The organism is Pseudomonas cerasi, from assembly GCF_900074915.1.
Lineage (GTDB): Bacteria > Pseudomonadota > Gammaproteobacteria > Pseudomonadales > Pseudomonadaceae > Aquipseudomonas > Aquipseudomonas cerasi.
Genome location: NZ_LT222319.1, coordinates 2,994,671 through 3,012,903, shown reverse-complemented (window position 1 = coordinate 3,012,903; position 18,233 = coordinate 2,994,671). Strand labels below are relative to the sequence as shown.

The 18,233-nt window shown below is 57.6% G+C and carries 15 protein-coding genes and 1 pseudogene; 10 read left to right on the top strand and 6 right to left on the bottom strand.

Annotated features, from left to right (window positions below; all coding sequences use genetic code 11):
* Positions 1 to 309: 309 nt before the first annotated feature.
* Entirely contained in the window at positions 310 to 1,389 is a 1,080-nt protein-coding gene (locus tag PCPL58_RS15900; RefSeq protein WP_065349880.1) for a polyamine ABC transporter substrate-binding protein, read from the top strand.
* Between the two features lie 6 nt (positions 1,390 to 1,395).
* Here the strand turns inward: PCPL58_RS15900 and PCPL58_RS15895 are convergent, their stop codons facing one another.
* The 3 genes from PCPL58_RS15895 to PCPL58_RS15885 are packed head-to-tail and all read right to left on the bottom strand — an operon-like array spanning position 1,396 to position 3,965.
* A complete protein-coding gene (locus PCPL58_RS15895) occupies positions 1,396 to 2,109 on the bottom strand; it encodes an ABC transporter ATP-binding protein (protein WP_065349879.1) in 714 nt (237 codons plus the stop codon).
* A 3-nt stretch (positions 2,110 to 2,112) separates the two neighbouring features.
* A complete protein-coding gene (locus tag PCPL58_RS15890) occupies positions 2,113 to 2,958 on the bottom strand; it encodes an ABC transporter permease (RefSeq protein ID WP_065349878.1) in 846 nt (281 codons plus the stop codon).
* Positions 2,955 to 3,965, bottom strand: a complete 1,011-nt coding sequence (locus tag PCPL58_RS15885) for an aliphatic sulfonate ABC transporter substrate-binding protein (RefSeq protein WP_065349877.1) — start codon at positions 3,963 to 3,965, stop codon at positions 2,955 to 2,957. Before PCPL58_RS15885 ends, PCPL58_RS15890 begins: the two co-directional genes overlap by 4 nt.
* 475 nt (positions 3,966 to 4,440) lie before the next feature.
* Between PCPL58_RS15885 and PCPL58_RS15880 the strand changes: the two genes are divergently transcribed.
* Complete coding sequence (locus PCPL58_RS15880; protein WP_032609586.1) at positions 4,441 to 5,127, top strand: hypothetical protein; 687 nt, start codon at positions 4,441 to 4,443, stop codon at positions 5,125 to 5,127.
* A 16-nt stretch (positions 5,128 to 5,143) separates the two neighbouring features.
* On the opposite strand, the gene PCPL58_RS15875 is transcribed toward PCPL58_RS15880, so the two are convergent.
* A complete protein-coding gene (locus tag PCPL58_RS15875; RefSeq protein ID WP_065349876.1) occupies positions 5,144 to 6,139 on the bottom strand; it encodes an aldo/keto reductase in 996 nt (331 codons plus the stop codon).
* Between the two features lie 204 nt (positions 6,140 to 6,343).
* On the opposite strand from PCPL58_RS15875, the gene lexA reads away from it, so the two are divergent.
* The 8 genes and pseudogenes from lexA to PCPL58_RS15835 form a co-directional block, all read left to right on the top strand.
* Complete coding sequence (gene lexA, locus PCPL58_RS15870; RefSeq protein WP_065349875.1) at positions 6,344 to 6,961, top strand: transcriptional repressor LexA; 618 nt, start codon at positions 6,344 to 6,346, stop codon at positions 6,959 to 6,961.
* Positions 6,961 to 7,581: a translesion DNA synthesis-associated protein ImuA gene (imuA, locus tag PCPL58_RS15865; RefSeq protein WP_044308242.1), complete on the top strand. Its 621-nt coding sequence runs from the start codon at positions 6,961 to 6,963 to the stop codon at positions 7,579 to 7,581. The genes lexA and imuA overlap by 1 nt, the downstream gene beginning before the upstream one ends.
* A gap of 7 nt (positions 7,582 to 7,588) precedes the next feature.
* Complete coding sequence (locus PCPL58_RS15860; RefSeq protein ID WP_058417139.1) at positions 7,589 to 9,004, top strand: Y-family DNA polymerase; 1,416 nt, start codon at positions 7,589 to 7,591, stop codon at positions 9,002 to 9,004.
* Positions 9,001 to 12,096 (top strand): error-prone DNA polymerase, encoded by a 3,096-nt coding sequence (locus tag PCPL58_RS15855; protein WP_065349874.1) that lies wholly within the window; start codon positions 9,001 to 9,003, stop codon positions 12,094 to 12,096. Before PCPL58_RS15860 ends, PCPL58_RS15855 begins: the two co-directional genes overlap by 4 nt.
* A gap of 55 nt (positions 12,097 to 12,151) precedes the next feature.
* Positions 12,152 to 13,003 (top strand): urea carboxylase-associated family protein, encoded by an 852-nt coding sequence (locus PCPL58_RS15850; RefSeq protein ID WP_065349873.1) that lies wholly within the window; start codon positions 12,152 to 12,154, stop codon positions 13,001 to 13,003.
* Between the two features lie 318 nt (positions 13,004 to 13,321).
* Complete coding sequence (locus PCPL58_RS15845; protein WP_065349872.1) at positions 13,322 to 14,296, top strand: hypothetical protein; 975 nt, start codon at positions 13,322 to 13,324, stop codon at positions 14,294 to 14,296.
* 173 nt (positions 14,297 to 14,469) lie between these two features.
* Positions 14,470 to 15,390, top strand: coding sequence for a hypothetical protein (locus PCPL58_RS30945; RefSeq protein WP_157893909.1), 921 nt, complete (start codon positions 14,470 to 14,472; stop codon positions 15,388 to 15,390).
* A gap of 73 nt (positions 15,391 to 15,463) precedes the next feature.
* Positions 15,464 to 15,643, top strand: a pseudogene (locus PCPL58_RS15835) (hypothetical protein); the annotation flags it as partial.
* A gap of 4 nt (positions 15,644 to 15,647) precedes the next feature.
* Here PCPL58_RS15835 and PCPL58_RS15830 read toward each other — a convergent pair.
* Both PCPL58_RS15830 and PCPL58_RS15825 read right to left on the bottom strand, forming a co-directional pair.
* Entirely contained in the window at positions 15,648 to 16,577 is a 930-nt protein-coding gene (locus PCPL58_RS15830; RefSeq protein WP_065349869.1) for a magnesium transporter CorA family protein, read from the bottom strand.
* A gap of 4 nt (positions 16,578 to 16,581) precedes the next feature.
* The gene (locus PCPL58_RS15825; RefSeq protein WP_065349868.1) at positions 16,582 to 18,168 is read right to left on the bottom strand and encodes a RimK family protein; all 1,587 of its coding nucleotides are present in this window, start codon (positions 18,166 to 18,168) and stop codon (positions 16,582 to 16,584) included.
* Positions 18,169 to 18,233 lie beyond the last annotated feature (65 nt).

Sequence of the window (18,233 nt, the reverse complement as noted above, 5' to 3'; positions counted from 1 at the left end):
CATGATGACGAGACGATGACCAGCAGTACGCATCATCGGTCGGTCAAGTTGCTTTCCAGCAGGATCGCTGAGCGGTCTGACGAATACTGAAAATAGCATTTGCCAGTGCCGTTCTGGAAAAATTTTTTATGACGCAGCATAAAAAAATCAATTATATGACCGGTGTCATTCGAAGGTATTAATGGGCACGCTCCATGCATCTGCCGAGCCGCTGCCGCAAGTCCTTCAACGGACTGAATTTGCCGTGACGAGGATGGTTTTCGTGCCGGGTCTGGGGCAAGCTGTCGCTATTGACCCGAGGAACTGCACATGCTGAGAAAATCCCTTGCCGCACTGGTGTTGCTGGCCTCCACCAGTCACGCGGCGGAGACGGTCAATATCTACAACTGGACGGACTATATAGCGCCGGACACCCTGAAGAATTTCGAAGCCGCCACCGGCTTCAAGACCACTTACCAAACCTTTGAAACCAATGAGGCGCTGAACGCAAAACTGCTGGCCGGCCACTCCGGCTACGATGTGGTTTTTCCGTCCATTCATTTCATGGGAAGACAAATCCAGAGCGGGCTGCTCAAAACCCTCGACAAGCGTCAATTGCCCAACTGGAAAAACCTCAACCCGGTCCTGCTCAAGGCGCTGGAGGGCAGTGACCCCGGTAATCAGCATGGTTTCCCCTATCTGTGGGGCAGTACCGGCATCGGCTATGACGTAGCCAAGGTCAAGGCCATCCTCGGCAAGGATGTACCGCTCGATTCATGGGATCTGGTGCTCAAGCCGGAAAACATGAAAAAACTCGCCCAATGCGGTGTCGTATTTCTCGACAGCGCACCGGCTCTTCTGCCGATCACCCTGAATTACCTTGGCTTGCCGCCGCACAGTGAAGTGCCTGACGACTACCGTCAGGCAAAGGCGGTACTGGACAGCGTACGGCCGTACATACGCAATTTCAGCTCTGCCGATTACATCGCCGACCTCGCGAAGGGCAGTATTTGTGTCGCAGTGGGCTATTCCGGGGATATTTCCCAGGCTCAGGAGCAGGCGCAGAAAGAAGGCAATGGCTTTACCATCGATTATGTCGTTCCGAAGGAGGGAGCACCCATGTGGTTCGACATGGTCGCCATACCGGCTGACGCCACCGATACCAAGGGCGCCTACGCGTTTCTGAATTACCTGTTGCGCCCCGAAGTGATCGCCAACATCACCAATACGGTGCATTACGCCAATGGCAATGAAAAGGCCGACGCGCTGATCGGTCCCGGCCTGTGGACCGATACCACGGTGTACCCGGACGCCGACATGTTGAGCCGCCTGTTCGTGATGTCTCAGGTCTCGGACACTATCAATACGTTGCGCGAGAAGCTCTGGGAGACATTCAGGGCCGGCAGGTAACGCTGTTCAGATGACATGGGCCTGCTGCAGCTCGGTCAGCGCCTGAGCCTTCAATCGCGCCAGCAGCGGATCGCGACGATCCCTCGGCGTCTGCAGCTCGACCGGCAAATCGTGGGTGATTGTGCCGGGACGGCTGCCCATCACCAGCACACGGTCACTCAGGTACAACGCCTCGTCGACATCATGGGTCACCAGCAACAGGGTGATGGCATGGCGCGCAGCCAGTTGCAGCAGCAGGTCCTGAAGCTTCATCCGGGTAAACGCATCGACTGCGCTGAACGGTTCATCCAGCAGCAACACCGCCGGGTGCGAATACAGGCCGCGCGCGATCGCCACACGCTGCGCCATGCCACCTGACAGCGCTTTGGGCAAGGCGTCGGCAAAACCGGAAAGGCCCACTTCTTCGATCAATTGACCGACCCAGCGGCGGTCGTAGCGGTCATCATCACTGAAACCGATATTCTGTGCGACGGTCAGCCAGGGCATCAGGCGCGGCTCTTGAAACACGAACGCCACTTCGCCCTGAATGCGCCGCACCGAGCCACGAAAATCCTGCTCCAGTCCGGCGACAATTCTCAGCAGCGTGCTTTTGCCGCAGCCGCTGGGGCCCAGCAGGCTGACGATTTCCCCCGACTGCAGCGACAGATCGATGCCGTGCAGTACGGTATTGCCCGCAAATGCCTTGTGGTCGACGCGTATGTCCATCAGTGATTCCGGCATCTATCAACCCTCACGGCTTTGCCCGTTGAATGTGTCGCGCCAGGCCAGGAAGCGTTTTTCCAGGTTTGCCAGCAGACCGTCGCTGAGTTTGCCCAGTGTGGCCAGAACGATGATGGCCGCCAGCACGATGTCCGGGCGCGAGGTTTCGCGTCCGTCACTGAGCAGGTAGCCCAGGCCTTTGGTGGCCGCGATCAGCTCGGCGGCCACCAGAAACATCCACGACAGGCTCATGCCGCTGCGCAAACCGGTAAACAGGCCGGGTAGGGCGGCGGGCAGAAGAATGCGCCGGGTCAGGCGATAGCGGCTCAAGCCATACATCTGGCCGACTTCCACCAGCTTTCGGTCAATGCCTCGAATCGCGGCCACGCCGTTGAGGTAGACCGGAAAGAACGCGCCGATGGCAATCAGCACGATTTTCGATGTTTCGCCAATGCCCAGCCACAACAGCAGAAGCGGCACCCAAGCCAGGCTTGGAATGGAGCGAAGCCCGGCGAACGTCGGCTCCAGATACGCCTCTGCTTCACGACTGAGCCCCACCCACGCAGCAAACACCAGGGCCAGGCTCGCGCCGATCACAAAGCCGCTGAGCACACGCAACAGACTGGCACTGATGTGCTTCCACAACGCACCGTCCGCCAGATCGCGCAGGGTCAGCACGATCTCGCTGGGCGCTGGCATCTGGTAGGCAGGCAGCCAGCCGATACGGACGATTACTTCCAGCAACACGATGATCATCGCCGGCACCACCAGGCCCTTGAGTGGCGTTCGGTAGCGCTGCCAAAGCGTTGGTTGCGACTTGTCCGGTGCTGCCTGCGCTGATGCAGACAACGCTTTGTCCCGGCTGGTCATGGAGTGGCGATCACGGCTTTGGAGAATTCAGGCGTGATCAGTTGATCGATGACCTGCTCGACATTGACGCCTTTGCGCACCAGATCCTCGGAAACCAGAATCGGCGCCGCGGCCTTGGACGCTTCCACGTCTTTCGCGCTCAGTTGCGGGTTGCTCAGGTCTGTGCGGGTCAATTGCAGCCTGGCGACTTCCAGCGGCAAACCCGACTCGGTCGCCAGCAGCCTGGCCAGCTCGTCAGGGTTTTTCACTGCCCATTCCCGAGCCTGCTCATAAGCGCTCAATACTGTTCTGATCGCCTCTGGATGTTCCCTGGCGTAGGTTTCCGTGACGCTCAGTACGCCATAGCTGTTGAAGTCCTTGTTGCGGTAAAGCAGGCGCGAGCCGGACTGTATTTCACTGGCCGCCATGTGCGGGTCAAGCCCTGCCCAGGCATCTACGTCGCCTTTTTCGAGGGCGGTGCGTCCATCGGGATGCTGCAGGTGCAGCAACTCGACATCATCCTTTTTCAGCCCGGCCTTCTGCAGCGCGCGCAAGGTGAACAGATAAGGGTCGGTGCCTTTGGTGGCGGCTATTTTCTTACCTTTGAGTTCGGCAACCGATTGCAGGGGAGAGTCCTTGCGCACCACCAGAGCCGTCCATTCTGCCCGGCTGTAGACATACACCGATTTGATCGGGCTGCCATTGGCCCGGGCCAGCACCGCAGACAGGCTGGCCGACGATGCAAAGTCGACGCTGCCGCTGTTCAGGTATTCCAGCGAGCGGTTGCTGCCCTGGCTCAACACCCAGGTGACTTTCGCCTCCGGCAGGGCTTTCTCCAGCCAGCCAAAATGCTTGAGCGCCAGGCTGACCGGCGAATAGTAGGCATAGTCCAGACGGATTTCGGCAGGTACGGCCTCGGCGGCCTGCACCGCGCCGTTGAGGCTCAACGCCAATACGCAGGTGCTGGCCATCCAGCGAATCAGCGCACGGGGAGACAGCAACCGAAAGGAAACAGAGGGTTGTGGCATAGTGGCATCCAGGTCAGGAAAACTAGAGCCGCAGCGATCGGCTGGTATATTCCAAAACAGGCAGTTCGCAGGGCGTGAAATTCAGAACAGGAATATTGCATGCTCTATGCCAAACAGCAGGGGCTTGAATTCCGGGGCTTTACGCGGTTTTCCGACGTCCGTGATGTTGATCTGACAGCGGTCTGTTGAATGGCTGTTGCCAGGCAAACAGTCGGTCTTATGACCCGTCTTTCGACGATTTTTTGACATTTTCTCTGCTTGTCAGACGATTTTTTTTGCCGGTATTGCAACAGAATCGTTTTTTGACACTCTTAATCGTCCACATTCTTAATTTCGAAACATGTGCGCACTAAGATTCGCGCGTGACCCTGTTTGACTGATCCGCAGAAATTTCCAGGGCGAGCTGCACAAGCCTGCGTATTCGCACCAGCCAGATGGCTGTCCCCTTTCAAATGCGCACCGGACTCAGAAAATAATGAATATGCCGAAAATGCCTTCCATCACCCGACTTCAGCGCCGTCTTGCGTGGTGCTTCTTCCCCTCCTTGCTGGTGGCTTCGGCCCTGGCCCTGTTCACCATGGGCAAAGGCGTGCATGCAGAGCCCAAGAATGGCACCCAGACACTGGTATTCCTTCGGCATGCCGAAAAACCGGCCATGGGGTTGGGGCAACTGAACTGTCAGGGGCTCAACAGGGCGATAGAACTGTCGGAAGTCCTGCCTAGGGAATTCGGCAAGGCTGACTTCATTTTCGCTGCCAATCCGAGCCGACATGTGGAAGAGGGTGAGGGCGATCAGTCCTACAGCTACGTGCGTCCGCTGATGACGGTAGGGCCTAGCGCAATCAAACTGGGGTTGCCCGTCAACCTCGACTTTGGTGCCAACGACACCGCAGACCTGGCCGATGAGCTGATGCGGGACAAGTACCACAACGCAGTTATCTACACCGCCTGGTCGCATGGCTACTTGCCGGAGCTGATCAACAAGGTTGCTGAAGAAGCGTCCGGCAAGAGCACTAACCTGCTGGATGACTGGACGAACGATGATTTCGACTCAGTGATTGTCGTCACCCTGAAATGGGTCGATGGCAAGGCCACGCTCGATTACAAGAATCAAAAACAGGGCCTCAACAACGGCACCGAGACCTGCCCTGAGGCGACCTGATCTCGAATCGCAAGCGTTAGCCATTGAGGAACTTCATCGACTCCGCGCTATAGCGCTCGCCGGATGCCGACCCCTGAGCCGGAAAAATCGCTTCCAGCTGGGCAAGGTCATCGGTACTCAGCGTCAATGAAGCTGCGGCCACGTTGCTTTCCAGGTACTTGCGCTGTTTGGTTCCCGGGATCGGAATGATGTCCTCTCCCTGGGCAAGCACCCAGGCCAGCGCCAGTTGCGACGCGCTGATGCCTCTGGCCGTAGCCAGTGCCTTGACCTTCTCGACCAATTGCAGATTGCGATTGAAGTTTTCGCCCTGAAACCGTGGGGTGAAGCGACGATAGTCATCGGCCGCGAAATCGTCCGGGGTGCGCAATTCACCGGTCAGAAACCCCCGGCCGAGCGGACTGTAAGCCACGAAGGCAATGCCCAGGCGACGGCAGGTGGCAAGCACGCCATTCTGTTCCGGATCGCGTGACCAGAGTGAGTACTCGCTCTGCACAGCCGCCAACGGATATACCGCGTGGGCCTTTTCGATGGTCGCTGCACTGGCTTCACAGATGCCTATGTGGCGAACCTTGCCAGCCTTGACCAGTTCGGCCATGGCGCCAACGGTGTCCTCGATGGGCACCTTTGGGTCGACGCGGTGCTGATAATAGAGATCAAGGTAATCGGTGTTCAGCCGCTTCAGACTGGCGTCGATGGACTGGCGAATGTACGCCGGGCTGCCATTGACGCCACGTGCATGCGGATCGTCGCCACGCACGATGCCGAACTTGCTGGCCAGGTAAATACCTTCACGCTTGCCTTCGAGGGCCCGGCCAAGCAAGGCTTCATTGGTGTGCGGGCCGTACATGTCCGCTGTATCGAAAAAGGTGACACCCAGCTCCAGTGCGCGGTGCAAGGTGGCGATGGATTCCTTTTCATCGATGCCGGTGGTGTAGAAGTCCGACATTCCCATGCAGCCCAGCCCAACGGCGGATACGTGCGGACCGAGTTGACCCAATTGGCGCGTGATCACAATGAGTGCTCCTGATCGTTGAAAGAGCGGTCGAGTTTCGCCTCTTTGCCAGGCTCAATAAACCGGGTGTTTCTTATTTCACTGTTGTTGAAATCCAAACAATGTCGCCCATAGCGGTGTTCATCGCCTGTCGTTGGGCGTGCAACACCGCGCCTCTCGAATCCGACAAAGCGCGCTAGTCACGCAATGTCGAATGGAGTACAAATGTACTCCGTGAGCACATTATCTCCTCGACGCAGCGCCATCCTTACCTTCATCCGCGATCGCATCGCGCAGCAGGGGCAATCACCGAGCCTGGCGGAAATTTCCGAGGCTTTCGGTTTTGCTTCGCGCAGCGTGGCGCGCAAACACATTGTGGCCCTCACCGAAGCCGGTCTGATCGAAGTCGTAGCGCATCAGGCCCGCGGCATTCGCCTGCTGAACAGTGAGCCACGCCCCGAATTGCTGGAAATTCCGGTACTGGGGCGCGTGGCGGCGGGCGCACCTATCGGGCCTGACCTCGATATACACAGCACGCTGCACCTGGACCGCAGCACCTTTACCCGTGTGCCGGACTACCTGCTGCGTGTGCAGGGTGACTCGATGATCGAGGACGGTATTCTCGATGGCGATCTGGTGGGTGTGCACCGTAACCCGCAGGCCAGTGACGGGCAGATCGTGGTTGCCCGGCTGGACGGCGAGGTGACCATCAAACGCCTGCAACGCCGCGCCGAGCAGGTGCGCCTGTTGCCGCGCAACCCGGCCTACGAGCCGATCATCGTCACGCCCGATCAGGACTTCGCCATCGAAGGTGTGTTCTGCGGGCTGGTGCGCCGCGAATGATGGGCGCGGTGGTCAGCCTGGATGCCTTGCTGGATGAGCGCAGGGTCTGGAAAGGGCGCCAGCAGAGCGCGCCACCGGTCAGCCCGCAGCCCAGTGGCCACGTGTTGCTGGATGCTGCATTGCCCACCGGCGGCTGGCCTGCAGCGGCCCTGACTGAAATCCTCATTCCGGCCAATGGCAGCGGCGAACTGCGCCTGCTGTGGCCAAGCCTGGCACGGCTTTCCGCAATCGCTGAGCGCATTGTGCTGGTCGCACCGCCTTATATTCCGTACCCACAGGCCTGGCTGGCCGCCGGTGTCGATCTGCGCCAGTTGGTGGTGATCGAGGCGAGTCCCCGTGATGCCTTGTGGGCCGCCGAGCAATGCCTGCGTTCCGGCAGTTGTGGCGCGGTCGTGTGCTGGCCCGGCATGGTCGATGACCGTGCGCTGCGACGCTTGCAGGTGGCTGCCGAAACCGGGCAGACCCTGGCTTTTGCCTGTCGCCCGCAGCAGGCCGCCGCCAACCCTTCACCCGCAGCCCTGCGCATAGCTATAGATACCCGCCCGGCACAGTTGCGAGTACTCAAATGCCGGGGCGGACTTGCGCCGCCTTTCCCCATTCCGTTCCCGACCGACGCTTGAGGTTCTTATGCTCTGGGCCTGTGTCTTGCTGCCGCAACTGGCGCTGGACGGCGTCATGCGTCGTCACGGCAACCCCGATGAACCGCTGGCGCTGATCAGCGGCAGCGCTCAACGTCGCGTGTTGCAGAGCGTCAATCCGGCTGCGCGTGCGTTGGGGCTGAAAGCCGGGCAGTCGCTGACCGCAGCACAGGCGCTGGTGCCGAACTTCACCACGATCGAGCATGACCCGGCCGATATCGAGCGTTTGCAGCAACTGCTCGCGGCCTGGGCCTACGGTTTCAGCTCCAATGTCAGTCTCAAGTACCCGCGGGTACTGCTGATGGAAATCGAATCCAGCCTCAAGCTGTTCGGCCCTTGGCCAGTGTTCGAAGCGCGTTTGCGTGAAGAGCTGACCACGCAGGGTTTCCGCCATCGCATCGTGGTCGCGCCCAACCCGATAGCCGCGCGAATGCTGGCCAACATGCATGACGGGCTGAGCATCGACTGTCCGCATGAATTGCGCCGCCGTCTGGAACAGATGCCTTTGGAACGCATCGGCCTGAGCCGCGAAACCGCTACTGCCCTGACGCGCATGGGGCTGCGTAGCGTGCGGCAGGTGCTGGCGCTGCCCCGCGATACGCTGGCACGGCGGTTTCCGGCCAGCGTGCTGCAGCACTTCGACACCTTGCTCGGCGAGCGCCCCGTGGCGCTGGAATGCTACACGCCGCCGGATTTTTTCGATGTACGCATCGAGCTGAATTTCGATGTCGAATCCCATCAGGCCCTGTTGTTTCCGCTCAAGCGGCTGATCGCCGATCTGGCCTTGTTCCTGGCCGGACGCGACAGCGGTGTGCAGCGATTTTCCCTGCATCTGGAGCATGTTGAAGGTCCGGAGACTGTGGTGCCCGTCGGACTGCTGAGTGCCGAGCGCGATGCGTCGATGCTGTTCGAACTGGCCCGCGGCAGGCTGGAGCAGGTGCTGGTCGCGTCGCCGGTACGTGCCGTGCGCCTGCTGGCGCGAGACTTGCCGGATTTTGTCCCGGCGCACCGTCAGTTGTTCGATGAGCGCGTGCAGCAAACCTTGCCCTGGGAGCAACTGCGCGAGCGCCTGCGGGCGCGTCTGGGCGACGAGTCGGTCAATGGCTTACGCGCTCAGGCCGATCACCGCCCTGAATGCGCCTGGCAACCGCACAGCACAAGCAAACCGGTCTTGCCGAGCAAGGGTTGTACGCGCCCGGGCTGGTTGCTGCGAGAACCCCAGCCGCTGCCACTTCATGCCACGCGCATCGTGGCGGGGCCCGAGCGAATCGAATCAGGCTGGTGGGACGGCGGCGATGTACGTCGCGACTACTATCTGGTCGAAACCTCCAGCGGCCAGCGCGCCTGGGCCTATCGCAGCGTGGGCGAGCAGGGTGAACTGCTGCTGCATGGCTGGTTCGCATGACAAGCGAATACGCCGAGCTGCATTGCCTGTCCAACTTCAGTTTTCAGCGCGGCGCCTCAAGCGCCCATGAGCTGTTCGAACGAGCCTTGCGCCACGGCTACCAGGCGCTGGCCATCACTGACGAGTGCACGCTGGCCGGTATCGTACGTGCCTGGCAGGCGTCCATCAGCACCGGCCTGCCATTGATCATCGGCAGTGAAATGCACATCGAGAACGGGCCGAAAGCCGTGCTGCTGGTGGAAAGCCAGACAGGCTATGAGGCGCTGTGCAAATTGATCACGGTGGCACGCCGCAGAGCCAGAAAAGGTGAATACCGGTTGTTGCGTGAAGATTTCGAGCCTGCGCCGGACGGGTTGCTGGCCCTCTGGCTGCCGGACCTCGACGGTGACGCTCAAGCCTGTCTGGCTGGCGGACGCTGGTTGCGTGAGCGCTTTGCCGAGCGCCTCTGGCTCGGCGTGGAGTTACATCGCGGCGCGGATGACGAGCAGCGTCTGGCCGACTTGCTGGCGCTGGCTCAATCATTGGGTATCCCGGCAGTAGCCAGTGGTGATGTGCACATGCACGCACGCGGCCGGCGTGCCCTGCAGGACACCATGACTGCCATTCGCCATCACACGACCGTGGCCGAAGCAGGGCACCTGTTGTTTGCCAACGGCGAGCGCCATTTACGGCCACTGGATGCGCTTGCCGAGCATTACCCGGACTGGCTGCTGGCCGAATCGGTGCGTATTGCCCGGCGCTGCACGTTTGATCTCAAACAATTGAAATATGAATACCCGCACGAGCTGGTCCCCAAAGGCCAGACACCTACGTCGTGGCTGCGTGAACTGACCGAGCGCGGTGTCCGAAAACGCTGGCCGAAGGGGCTGACGCCAGCTACCCGTGCGCAGGTCGAGAAGGAACTGGCGCTGATCGCGGAAAAGAAGTTCGACAGCTACTTTCTGACCGTGCATGACATCGTCGAGTTTGCCCGCAGCCAGCACATCCTTTGTCAGGGACGCGGCTCGGCGGCCAACTCGGCAGTGTGTTATGCGCTGGGGATCACCGAGCTGAATCCGGAAAAGAGCAATCTGCTGTTCGAGCGCTTCATCTCCAGAGAGCGCAACGAGCCACCGGACATCGACGTGGATTTCGAGCATGACCGCCGCGAAGAAGTCATTCAGTACATCTTTCGGCGCTATGGCCGGGGCCGGGCGGCGCTGACTGCTGTCGCTAGCACTTATCACGGCTCCGGCGCGATGCGTGACGTGGCCAAGGTGCTGGGCTTGCCGCCAGACCAGATCAATGCCCTGGCCGAAGCCTTCAGCCGCTGGAGCGATTCATTGCCGTCGCCTGAACGCTTGCGCGAATACGGCTTCGATGCCGACACGCCGATCCTCAAGCGCGTGCTGGCGCTGACCGGCGAACTGATCGGTTTTCCCCGGCACCTGTCGCAACACCCGGGTGGATTCGTGATTTCCGAACACCCACTGGAGACCTTGGTGCCGGTGGAGAACGCCGCGATGGCCGACCGCACCATCATCCAGTGGGACAAGGACGATCTGGACCTGGTCGGCCTGCTGAAAGTCGACATCCTTGCACTGGGCATGCTCAGCGCCTTGCGCCGCACGTTCGATCTGGTGCATCTGCACCGGGGCAAACGCTGGGCCCTGGCAAGTCTGCCGGGCGACGACCGGAAAACCTACGAAATGATCAGCCGCGCCGACACCATCGGCGTGTTTCAGATCGAGTCGCGTGCGCAGATGGCCATGCTGCCGCGCCTGAGGCCGGAAAAATTCTACGATCTGGTCATCGAAGTCGCCATTGTCCGGCCGGGGCCGATCCAGGGCGATATGGTTCACCCGTACCTGCGGCGGCGCAATGGCGAAGAGGCAGTCACCTATCCGCCCAAGCTTGAATCCGTATTCAAGCGCACCCTGGGTGTGCCGCTGTTCCAGGAGCAGGTCATGGAAGTGGCCATTCTGGCCGCCGACTACACCCCGGGCGAAGCGGACGAGTTGCGCCGCGCGATGGCCGCATGGAAACGTCACGGCGGGCTCGAGCCGCATCGCGAACGGCTGCGCACGGGCATGCTGAAAAACGGCTATGAAGCGGACTTTGCCGACCGGATCTTCGAACAGATCAAGGGCTTTGGCAGTTATGGTTTTCCCGAATCCCATGCCGCCAGTTTCGCCTTGCTGACCTACGCCAGTTGCTGGCTTAAGTGCCATGAACCGGCAGCGTTCACCTGCGCACTGATCAACAGTTGGCCGATGGGGTTCTATAGCCCGGATCAACTGCTGCAGGACGCACGTCGCCACCACATTGAAATCCGCCCGGTGGATGTGCGCTACAGCGACTGGGATTGTTCGCTGGAGCCGCTCGATCATCCCGACCGCACACGCAATCTGGCGATTCGCCTCGGGCTGCGCATGGTCCGTGGCTTTCGTGAGGAAGATGCCTTGCGCATCGAAGTCGCGCGCGCGAAACGCCCGTTTGTCGATGCCACGGACCTGACGTTGCGCGCCGAACTGGACTCGCGCGCCGCCGAAGCACTGGCGGATTCCGGTGCCTTGCGCGGCCTGATCGGCCATCGGCACCGGGCGCGCTGGGAAGTGGCCGGGGTTGAGGCCCAGCGCCCGCTGTTCGACGACCTGCCCAGCGAAGAAACCCAGGTGATCTTGCCACTGCCGACTGTCGCCGAAGACCTGGTGGCCGACTACACAACGCTGGGCACCACCCTGGGCCCACACCCGCTGGCCTTGCTGCGCCGGCAACTGGCTGCCAAGCGCTTTCGCAGCTCACAAGACTTGTTACACCTGGAAAACGACCGGACCCTCAGCGTGGCGGGGCTGGTCATTGGCCGTCAACGACCGGGCACCGCCAGTGGCGTGACCTTCGTGACGCTGGAAGACGAGTTCGGCATGGTCAACGTCGTGGTCTGGCGCGACCTGGCCGAGCGTCAGCGCAAGGTGCTGGTGGGCTCGCAATTGCTGCAGGTGTTCGGGCGCCTGGAATCAAAAAGCGGCGTACGGCACCTGATCGCCCAGCGGCTGTATGACCTGACGCCGCTGTTGACCGGACTGGATGTGCGCAGTCGGGACTTCCAGTAATCGGGCCTGTAATTTGCAGTAGCAATCGGTACATCCTGCCACCGAGAAGCCCTGTATGTACAAAGACTATCCAGCCGCTTACCAGGTCAGTAAAGGCGCGGCGCTGCAAGTGGACACTGCCTTTTATGAGCGCATCCGCACGAATGCGCAGCAACGCACCCTCGTCGAACAGTTCGAAGTACCGATTCGTACCGGGCGGGCCTGGAAGGTCAAGGCCGGTCAGGTGTTTCGGGTCACCACACCGGTGGGCCCGCAGGTGGGTGATTTCAATGTCTGGAACGCCAACGACCCTCGGGAACGCCTGTGGGCGGCGCGCACGCGTCAGTTGCAGGGCGCGCATGTCAGTACCCACGACCGGTTGTGGTCGAATCTGCCGTTTTTGCGGCCAATGGTAACCATCACCGATGACAGTCTGGCCAGTTACGGAACCGACGAGCACGGCGGCCGCCTGCATGACCTGCTCGGCACGCGCTGCGATCCCTACGTCAACAAGATGCTGACCGGCGAAGACTTTCATCATCACTGCCATTCCAACCTGACCCGCGCAGTGCTGCCGCACGGGCTGACCGAGTTCGATGTGCACGATGTGCTGAACATCTTCCAGTGCACCGGCCTGAACCATGACGACCTGTATTTCATGAAAGCCTGCCCGGCGCAGAAGGGCGACTATCTGGAGTTTTTCGCGGAAATCGACCTGCTATGCGCCTTGTCGACGTGTCCGGGTGGCGACCTGTCATTACCGATGTGGGGGCCTGATGCGCAGGACCCGCTGAGCGTCTGCCGACCGCTGGGCGTCGAGATCTGTGACCTCGATGCGTCGCTGCTGGACGGCTGGCAGTCCCCCGAGCGCGCAGCTTACAACGGCCTGCATGGTCTGCAGATTGCCAAGGCCGATTGGGAGCAGTAATGGCTCAGGCAGAATGGACGTATTTTGCGCAGTCCCAAGACAGCACCGCCCCGTTCTCCAGCGATTATTGTTATACATGTAAGTCCAGCTAAACATATGTCAATGCTTTGCGTTGGTATATAGACTTGAATGCTTTGCGGAAAAACCTTAGTAATGCACTGATAGTCGTGTACCCCATGCTTGGCGAGTGGCTTAGTGTTAAAAATGAGCTCATTTTATGTTTATGATGTTTAACTTTTATTTGTCAAAAATATCTCGTAATTTTTGTCGCTTTAGTGTCATGATAGAGTTATTTACTCATGAAGGGGGTTAAATGCTATGGCCGGAAAACGTCAGCACTATATTCCACGATTTTTGCAGTCTGGCTTTTTAGACGATCCCGATCACAAGGCCAAGCGAACTTGGTTGCATCGACGCAATACGCCAGCTCTGCTAGTGGCGACTAAAGATATTGGAGTAAGTGAAAGTTTCTATTCAAAGATTCAAGGTGATGGTGCGAAAACTTTAGATGATATAATCACTGAGATTGAGGTGGATATTTTGCATGAGTTCTCGAGTTTTAAAAATACTCGGGAAGGCGAAGCTGTAGACTCAAAGGTGGCTGCTCGCCTTACGGTGCATTTAGTGCTTAGGACTGCTCACTTGCGATCGCTGCTTGAGCAAGGTGCAGTGAAGTCTTTTGATGCAGCTATGCCTATAATTACTGATTCAGATGTAATTCGTAGGCATATTAATCTAGATGATTCAGGTGGAAGTGCAGAGCTAAAAAAAATGATTGACGAGGCTCTTTGCACATTGAATGTTGAAGAGCTTCCCATGCCGGCGCCGTTATTGCGTCGCATGCTTGAGTTTAGAGTTCGTGAAAATTTCGAAAATTTTTTTGAAGAACAAAATTCAACTATTACTCAGGTATTAAAAGATCTTTTTTTGCCTGTACGAGAACAGATTCGAGATGCGCATAACAAAATACTGGAAGCAACAAAGCAGACTGTTTGGGAGGACGAGCTGTCAAAGTTGTCTTGGTGTGTTCAAGAGGTAGTCGGAGCTGTACTTCCTGATTGTGTAGCGCTTGCCCGCGTAGCAGGTAAGGAGCTTTCACCTCTGCTTTTGAATGGCACGAAAAATATTGATCTTGTGGTTTTTCCTATAAGTCATAATAGGTTGCTTATAGGTCGGGCTGATAATTTTGATTCTATAGATATAAAGGCTATTAATATTGCGAGCGCAATTTGTAGCGATAGTTTTTTATTTCCCGTCGACACGAAGATGGAAGTGAGCTTTCCCAATATATAGGGCAAAGATCGGCCAGCACAATTGATGCTGCTGTTAAAGAGGCTGTTTCTAGCTTTCGGCATACCGAGCATGGGAGAAATCACGATGTTCCTCCCTTTTCCAAATTTCTACAAACGACAAATGGTGTTTCAAGTTCTTTCTCATTGACTTTCAGGGATTTCGGTGATGCTGGAATGGCTAGCGATGTGGGTAGCATTTTACAAACTATTATCCGTGAGCTGGGTCAGGATATTCCGATTCCTGCACTTGAGGGTATTACTTTTTCGCTGGATTACCCCTCGGCAATTTTAGAGCTTGAACGAGGGGCCGGGTTAGTAAGTAGAACTCGGTCAAGAAATTATGGGCGACCGGTTGCCAAGTCTGTAAGAGTGCTCCGTGAAGGTGAAGTAAAAGTCCATTTGGTTCTTGATGCTTCAATTGCTTATTTTTTACTCTCTGACAAAGAAGAGGACTTGGTATATTCAATTCATCTGTTGCTAGTTAAGCTTTCTGAGGTGTTGCATGCAAGTTTCTATGAGTCTCTTCTTGAAGTTGATTGTGGGGCAGAAATAGATGAGCTAAGTAAAATGCTGTTTTCCAGCGTATCAGCTGCGCCGAGCAGTTATTTTTGCGCAAGAAAAAGTGCGTTTTTTGATCCAAATGCTGGTGAGGACTATGCTGTATTAGTTAAAGATAGTTACGTTTCTGCCAAGAAAGAAATTTATGCAGCAAGGATGGCGTATCGAGTAAGTAATGATGTCGAAATGTTGCTGAATGCAGCACTGCCTCAATTATCGTTTTTTTTGACTCATGCGGCTGAATGGTTGGGTCATAGAGACGGTCTGCCTGAGTCTGAATTTCTTCCTGGGTCGAAATTGTTGGCCGACTTAGAAGTTTTTGAGTTAAATCTTTGGCTAGAACTTTTTGGGCGCGAGCTTCGGAGTCTGTACGACACAGATGGTCGGTTCACGACTACAAATGTTTTTGCACTTAGCCGGCATGCCGAACGCATTTTGTGGACTTTCCAGATATGTCCTTGGCTTATGGAAGATGGCACAATTTATGTCACAGTTCCCTTTGGCAATGATTTGACTACTTTGTCTGTCGATTTGTAATTTTTGTCAGAATAATTTGACTACAGTCAAGAAATTTTGAGTTTTTTGTATCAGCCATTAGTTGCTGCGTAGCGACCTGTCACTGCCGATGTGGGGGCCTGACGCGCAGGACCCGTTAAGCGTTTGCCGGCCGCTGGGCGTCGAAATCTACGACCTCGACGCCGCGTTGCTGGAGGGTTGGCAGTCTCCCGAACGTGCGGCGTATAACGGTCTGCATGGCTTGCAGATTGCCAAGGCTGACTGGGAAAAATAACCGCTCAGGCCGCGCGAGCCATCTTGCGCAGCCCCCAGACCATCACCGCCCCCAGCCCGAGCATGGCCAGCAGCAGTGCCGGGTAAGCCACCCACCAGTGCAGCGGGGCGGTCATCATGCTGAATTCCGACATGCCGCCGATCCCGGCAATCAGGTTCAACGGCAAAAACACCACATTGATCAAGGTCAGTTTGCGCAGCAGGGTGTTGGTGCTGTTATTGACCAGATTGCCTCGCGCATCCATCAACCCGGCGAACACCGTGGAATAGATCTCGGCCTGTTTGTAGCACTGATCGTTCTCGATGATCATGTCGTCGATCAGCGCCAGGCTGTCGGCTGCGTATTGCCGGCCTTGCGCATGGTTGCGCAGACGCGTCAGGACCGCACCGTTGCTGTGGATGGCATTGATGTAATACACCAGACTTTCGCTGAGGTTGAACATCTGCAGCAAATGGCGGTTTTCCAGGGAAGAGTTGAATTTCTGCTGCAATTCCCGGGCGACCATCTTGATGACTTTCAAATGGCCCAGATAGTGATGAATATTGTTGAGCAGCAGCTCCAGAAGGATATCCAGCGGCTGGTCCAACGGGCGGTGAGCCCCCAGCGCGCTCAAGGGTTGCTCGTCATCGCAGATCAGCACCAGCTGGTCCCGGCTCAACAGCACGCCAAAGGACGAAACGTCGAACGAGAAGCTGTCCTTGCCCGAATAGTTCTCGGGACGTTTCCAGATGACGAACAACGCATCAGGGTGAAACTCGATGCGCGAAATTTCGTCCGGGTCGAGTGCCGAGGCAACGGCATGCTCATCAAGGTGAAATCGCTCCAGCAATAATCTGCGTTCCCCGGCATCCGGTTTGCTGAACCACAGCACCTGAGCCTTTTGCGGATCACATGCCAGCAACTGGTTGTTGTCGAGTTTCAGGCCCTGAATCATCGTTTCACCATGCCTGACCGAGGCGCTTGAGCTCCAGACGGCGGACGAACTCTTCCAGCACCAGGCTGTAAAGATCATCCTGCAGATAAGCGTCTTCGATGCCGGCATCCAGGTTCGGGTTGTCGTTGACCTCGATCACCACCACGTGATCGCCTGACTGTTTCAAGTCCACGCCATACAAGCCGTCACCAATCAGATTGGCGGTCTTGAGCGCCAGTTCGACCACGGCGCGCGGCGCTTCGTGCACCGCCAGCGTGCGGCATTCGCCAATCACCTCGGCACCGATCGCCTTGTGGTTGTAGATCTGCCAATGCCCCTTGGACATGAAGTACTGGCAGGCGAATATCGGTTTGCGATTGAGAATACCGATGCGCCAGTCGTACTCGGTGTAGAAAAACTCCTGAGCCAGCAGCAATACCGAGTGCTCGAACAGCTGGGTCGTTGCCGTGTGCATTTCCTCGGGTGTGCTGACCTTGATCACGCCTCTGGAAAAACAGCCATCGGGAATCTTCAATACCAGCGGGAAACTCAGGCGTGTGGCCACGTGTTGCAGTTCTTCCGGGCGGTCCTTGTAGAGGATTTCCGTTCGCGGCATGCCCAGATCATGGCTTTTGAGCAGGTCGGTCAGGTACACCTTGTTGGTGCAGCGCAGTATCGAGGTGGAGTCATCCATGACCACCAGCCCCTCGCTTTCGGCTTTCTTGGCAAAGCGATAGGTGTGGTTGTCAACGCTGGTGGTTTCACGAATCAGCAGCGCGTCGTACTCGGCCAATCGGGCGTAGTCTTTTTTTTCGATCAGCTCGACATCGATGCCCAGACGCTGACCGACGCGGATGAAATTGGCCAGCGCCTCAGGGTTGGAAGGCGGCAGCTGTTCCTGCGGATCATGCAGAATCGCCAGGTCGTAGCGGGCCATGCGCCGCGAACTGGGCTGGCGCCAGACGTTGCGGCTGAAGCCCTCCAGCGCCGTGGCGAACTCATCCTGCTGATCCTCGCGCAGACGCGGCAGAGCTCCGGCCTTGATACCGGCAATGTGCCAATTGTCGCGCTTGCGAAACTCCACCATCAGGATCGGGCAGGGGAAGACTTCAAACAATTGACGGGCGAGATCCTTCAACGGCTCAAGTGTGGTCTGACCGAAGTACAGTGTCAGGGTAAACCCTTCGGTGTCGTCATAGGGATGGTCCTCAAGTGCGGTCTCCAGCAACTTGTCCAGGTCATCGAGTGCCAGGCCGTAGAGTGACTTGCGGGTCAATTCGCTGATGGTCTTTACCGAGGGAATGACATTGTGCTGGCGCGCTTCGGCCAGCAGGGAACAGTAATAACCATGGCCCAGGTATTTGTAGCTGCGGCACAGGTTGATGACTTGCACACGCTTGCCTGCGGTGGATTTCAGCGGTTTTTCCAGATAGTCCTGGGCGCTGATCAAGTCTTCGCTGGGGAAGTACGATGCCCAGTCTTCGAGCCGTTCGACAATAATCACCAGTTGCCTCTGCGCTGCAAAGAGTGTTGTGGGGTCTGCTCGTCGGGTTGTTGCTGAAAGCGCAAGTTGCGCAGATACTTCGTTCATCTTCACCTGTGCCGCTGACATGTGTAATCGATCCGATGGGAAACAAGTCCTTTCTATTAAGCATGTGCTTTTTGAAATGTCCCGTT

Coding starts and splice junctions, on each gene's coding strand:
- PCPL58_RS15845 (WP_065349872.1), top strand. CDS start 13,322: ATGGCCGGAAAACGTCAGCACTATATTCCACGATTTTTGCAGTCTGGC.
- PCPL58_RS15885 (WP_065349877.1), bottom strand. CDS start 3,965: ATGCCACAACCCTCTGTTTCCTTTCGGTTGCTGTCTCCCCGTGCGCTG.
- PCPL58_RS15850 (WP_065349873.1), top strand. CDS start 12,152: ATGTACAAAGACTATCCAGCCGCTTACCAGGTCAGTAAAGGCGCGGCG.
- lexA (WP_065349875.1), top strand. CDS start 6,344: ATGTACTCCGTGAGCACATTATCTCCTCGACGCAGCGCCATCCTTACC.
- PCPL58_RS15895 (WP_065349879.1), bottom strand. CDS start 2,109: ATGCCGGAATCACTGATGGACATACGCGTCGACCACAAGGCATTTGCG.
- PCPL58_RS15880 (WP_032609586.1), top strand. CDS start 4,441: ATGAATATGCCGAAAATGCCTTCCATCACCCGACTTCAGCGCCGTCTT.
- imuA (WP_044308242.1), top strand. CDS start 6,961: ATGGGCGCGGTGGTCAGCCTGGATGCCTTGCTGGATGAGCGCAGGGTC.
- PCPL58_RS15830 (WP_065349869.1), bottom strand. CDS start 16,577: ATGATTCAGGGCCTGAAACTCGACAACAACCAGTTGCTGGCATGTGAT.
- PCPL58_RS30945 (WP_157893909.1), top strand. CDS start 14,470: ATGGCTAGCGATGTGGGTAGCATTTTACAAACTATTATCCGTGAGCTG.
- PCPL58_RS15825 (WP_065349868.1), bottom strand. CDS start 18,168: ATGTCAGCGGCACAGGTGAAGATGAACGAAGTATCTGCGCAACTTGCG.
- PCPL58_RS15900 (WP_065349880.1), top strand. CDS start 310: ATGCTGAGAAAATCCCTTGCCGCACTGGTGTTGCTGGCCTCCACCAGT.
- PCPL58_RS15890 (WP_065349878.1), bottom strand. CDS start 2,958: ATGACCAGCCGGGACAAAGCGTTGTCTGCATCAGCGCAGGCAGCACCG.
- PCPL58_RS15855 (WP_065349874.1), top strand. CDS start 9,001: ATGACAAGCGAATACGCCGAGCTGCATTGCCTGTCCAACTTCAGTTTT.
- PCPL58_RS15860 (WP_058417139.1), top strand. CDS start 7,589: ATGCTCTGGGCCTGTGTCTTGCTGCCGCAACTGGCGCTGGACGGCGTC.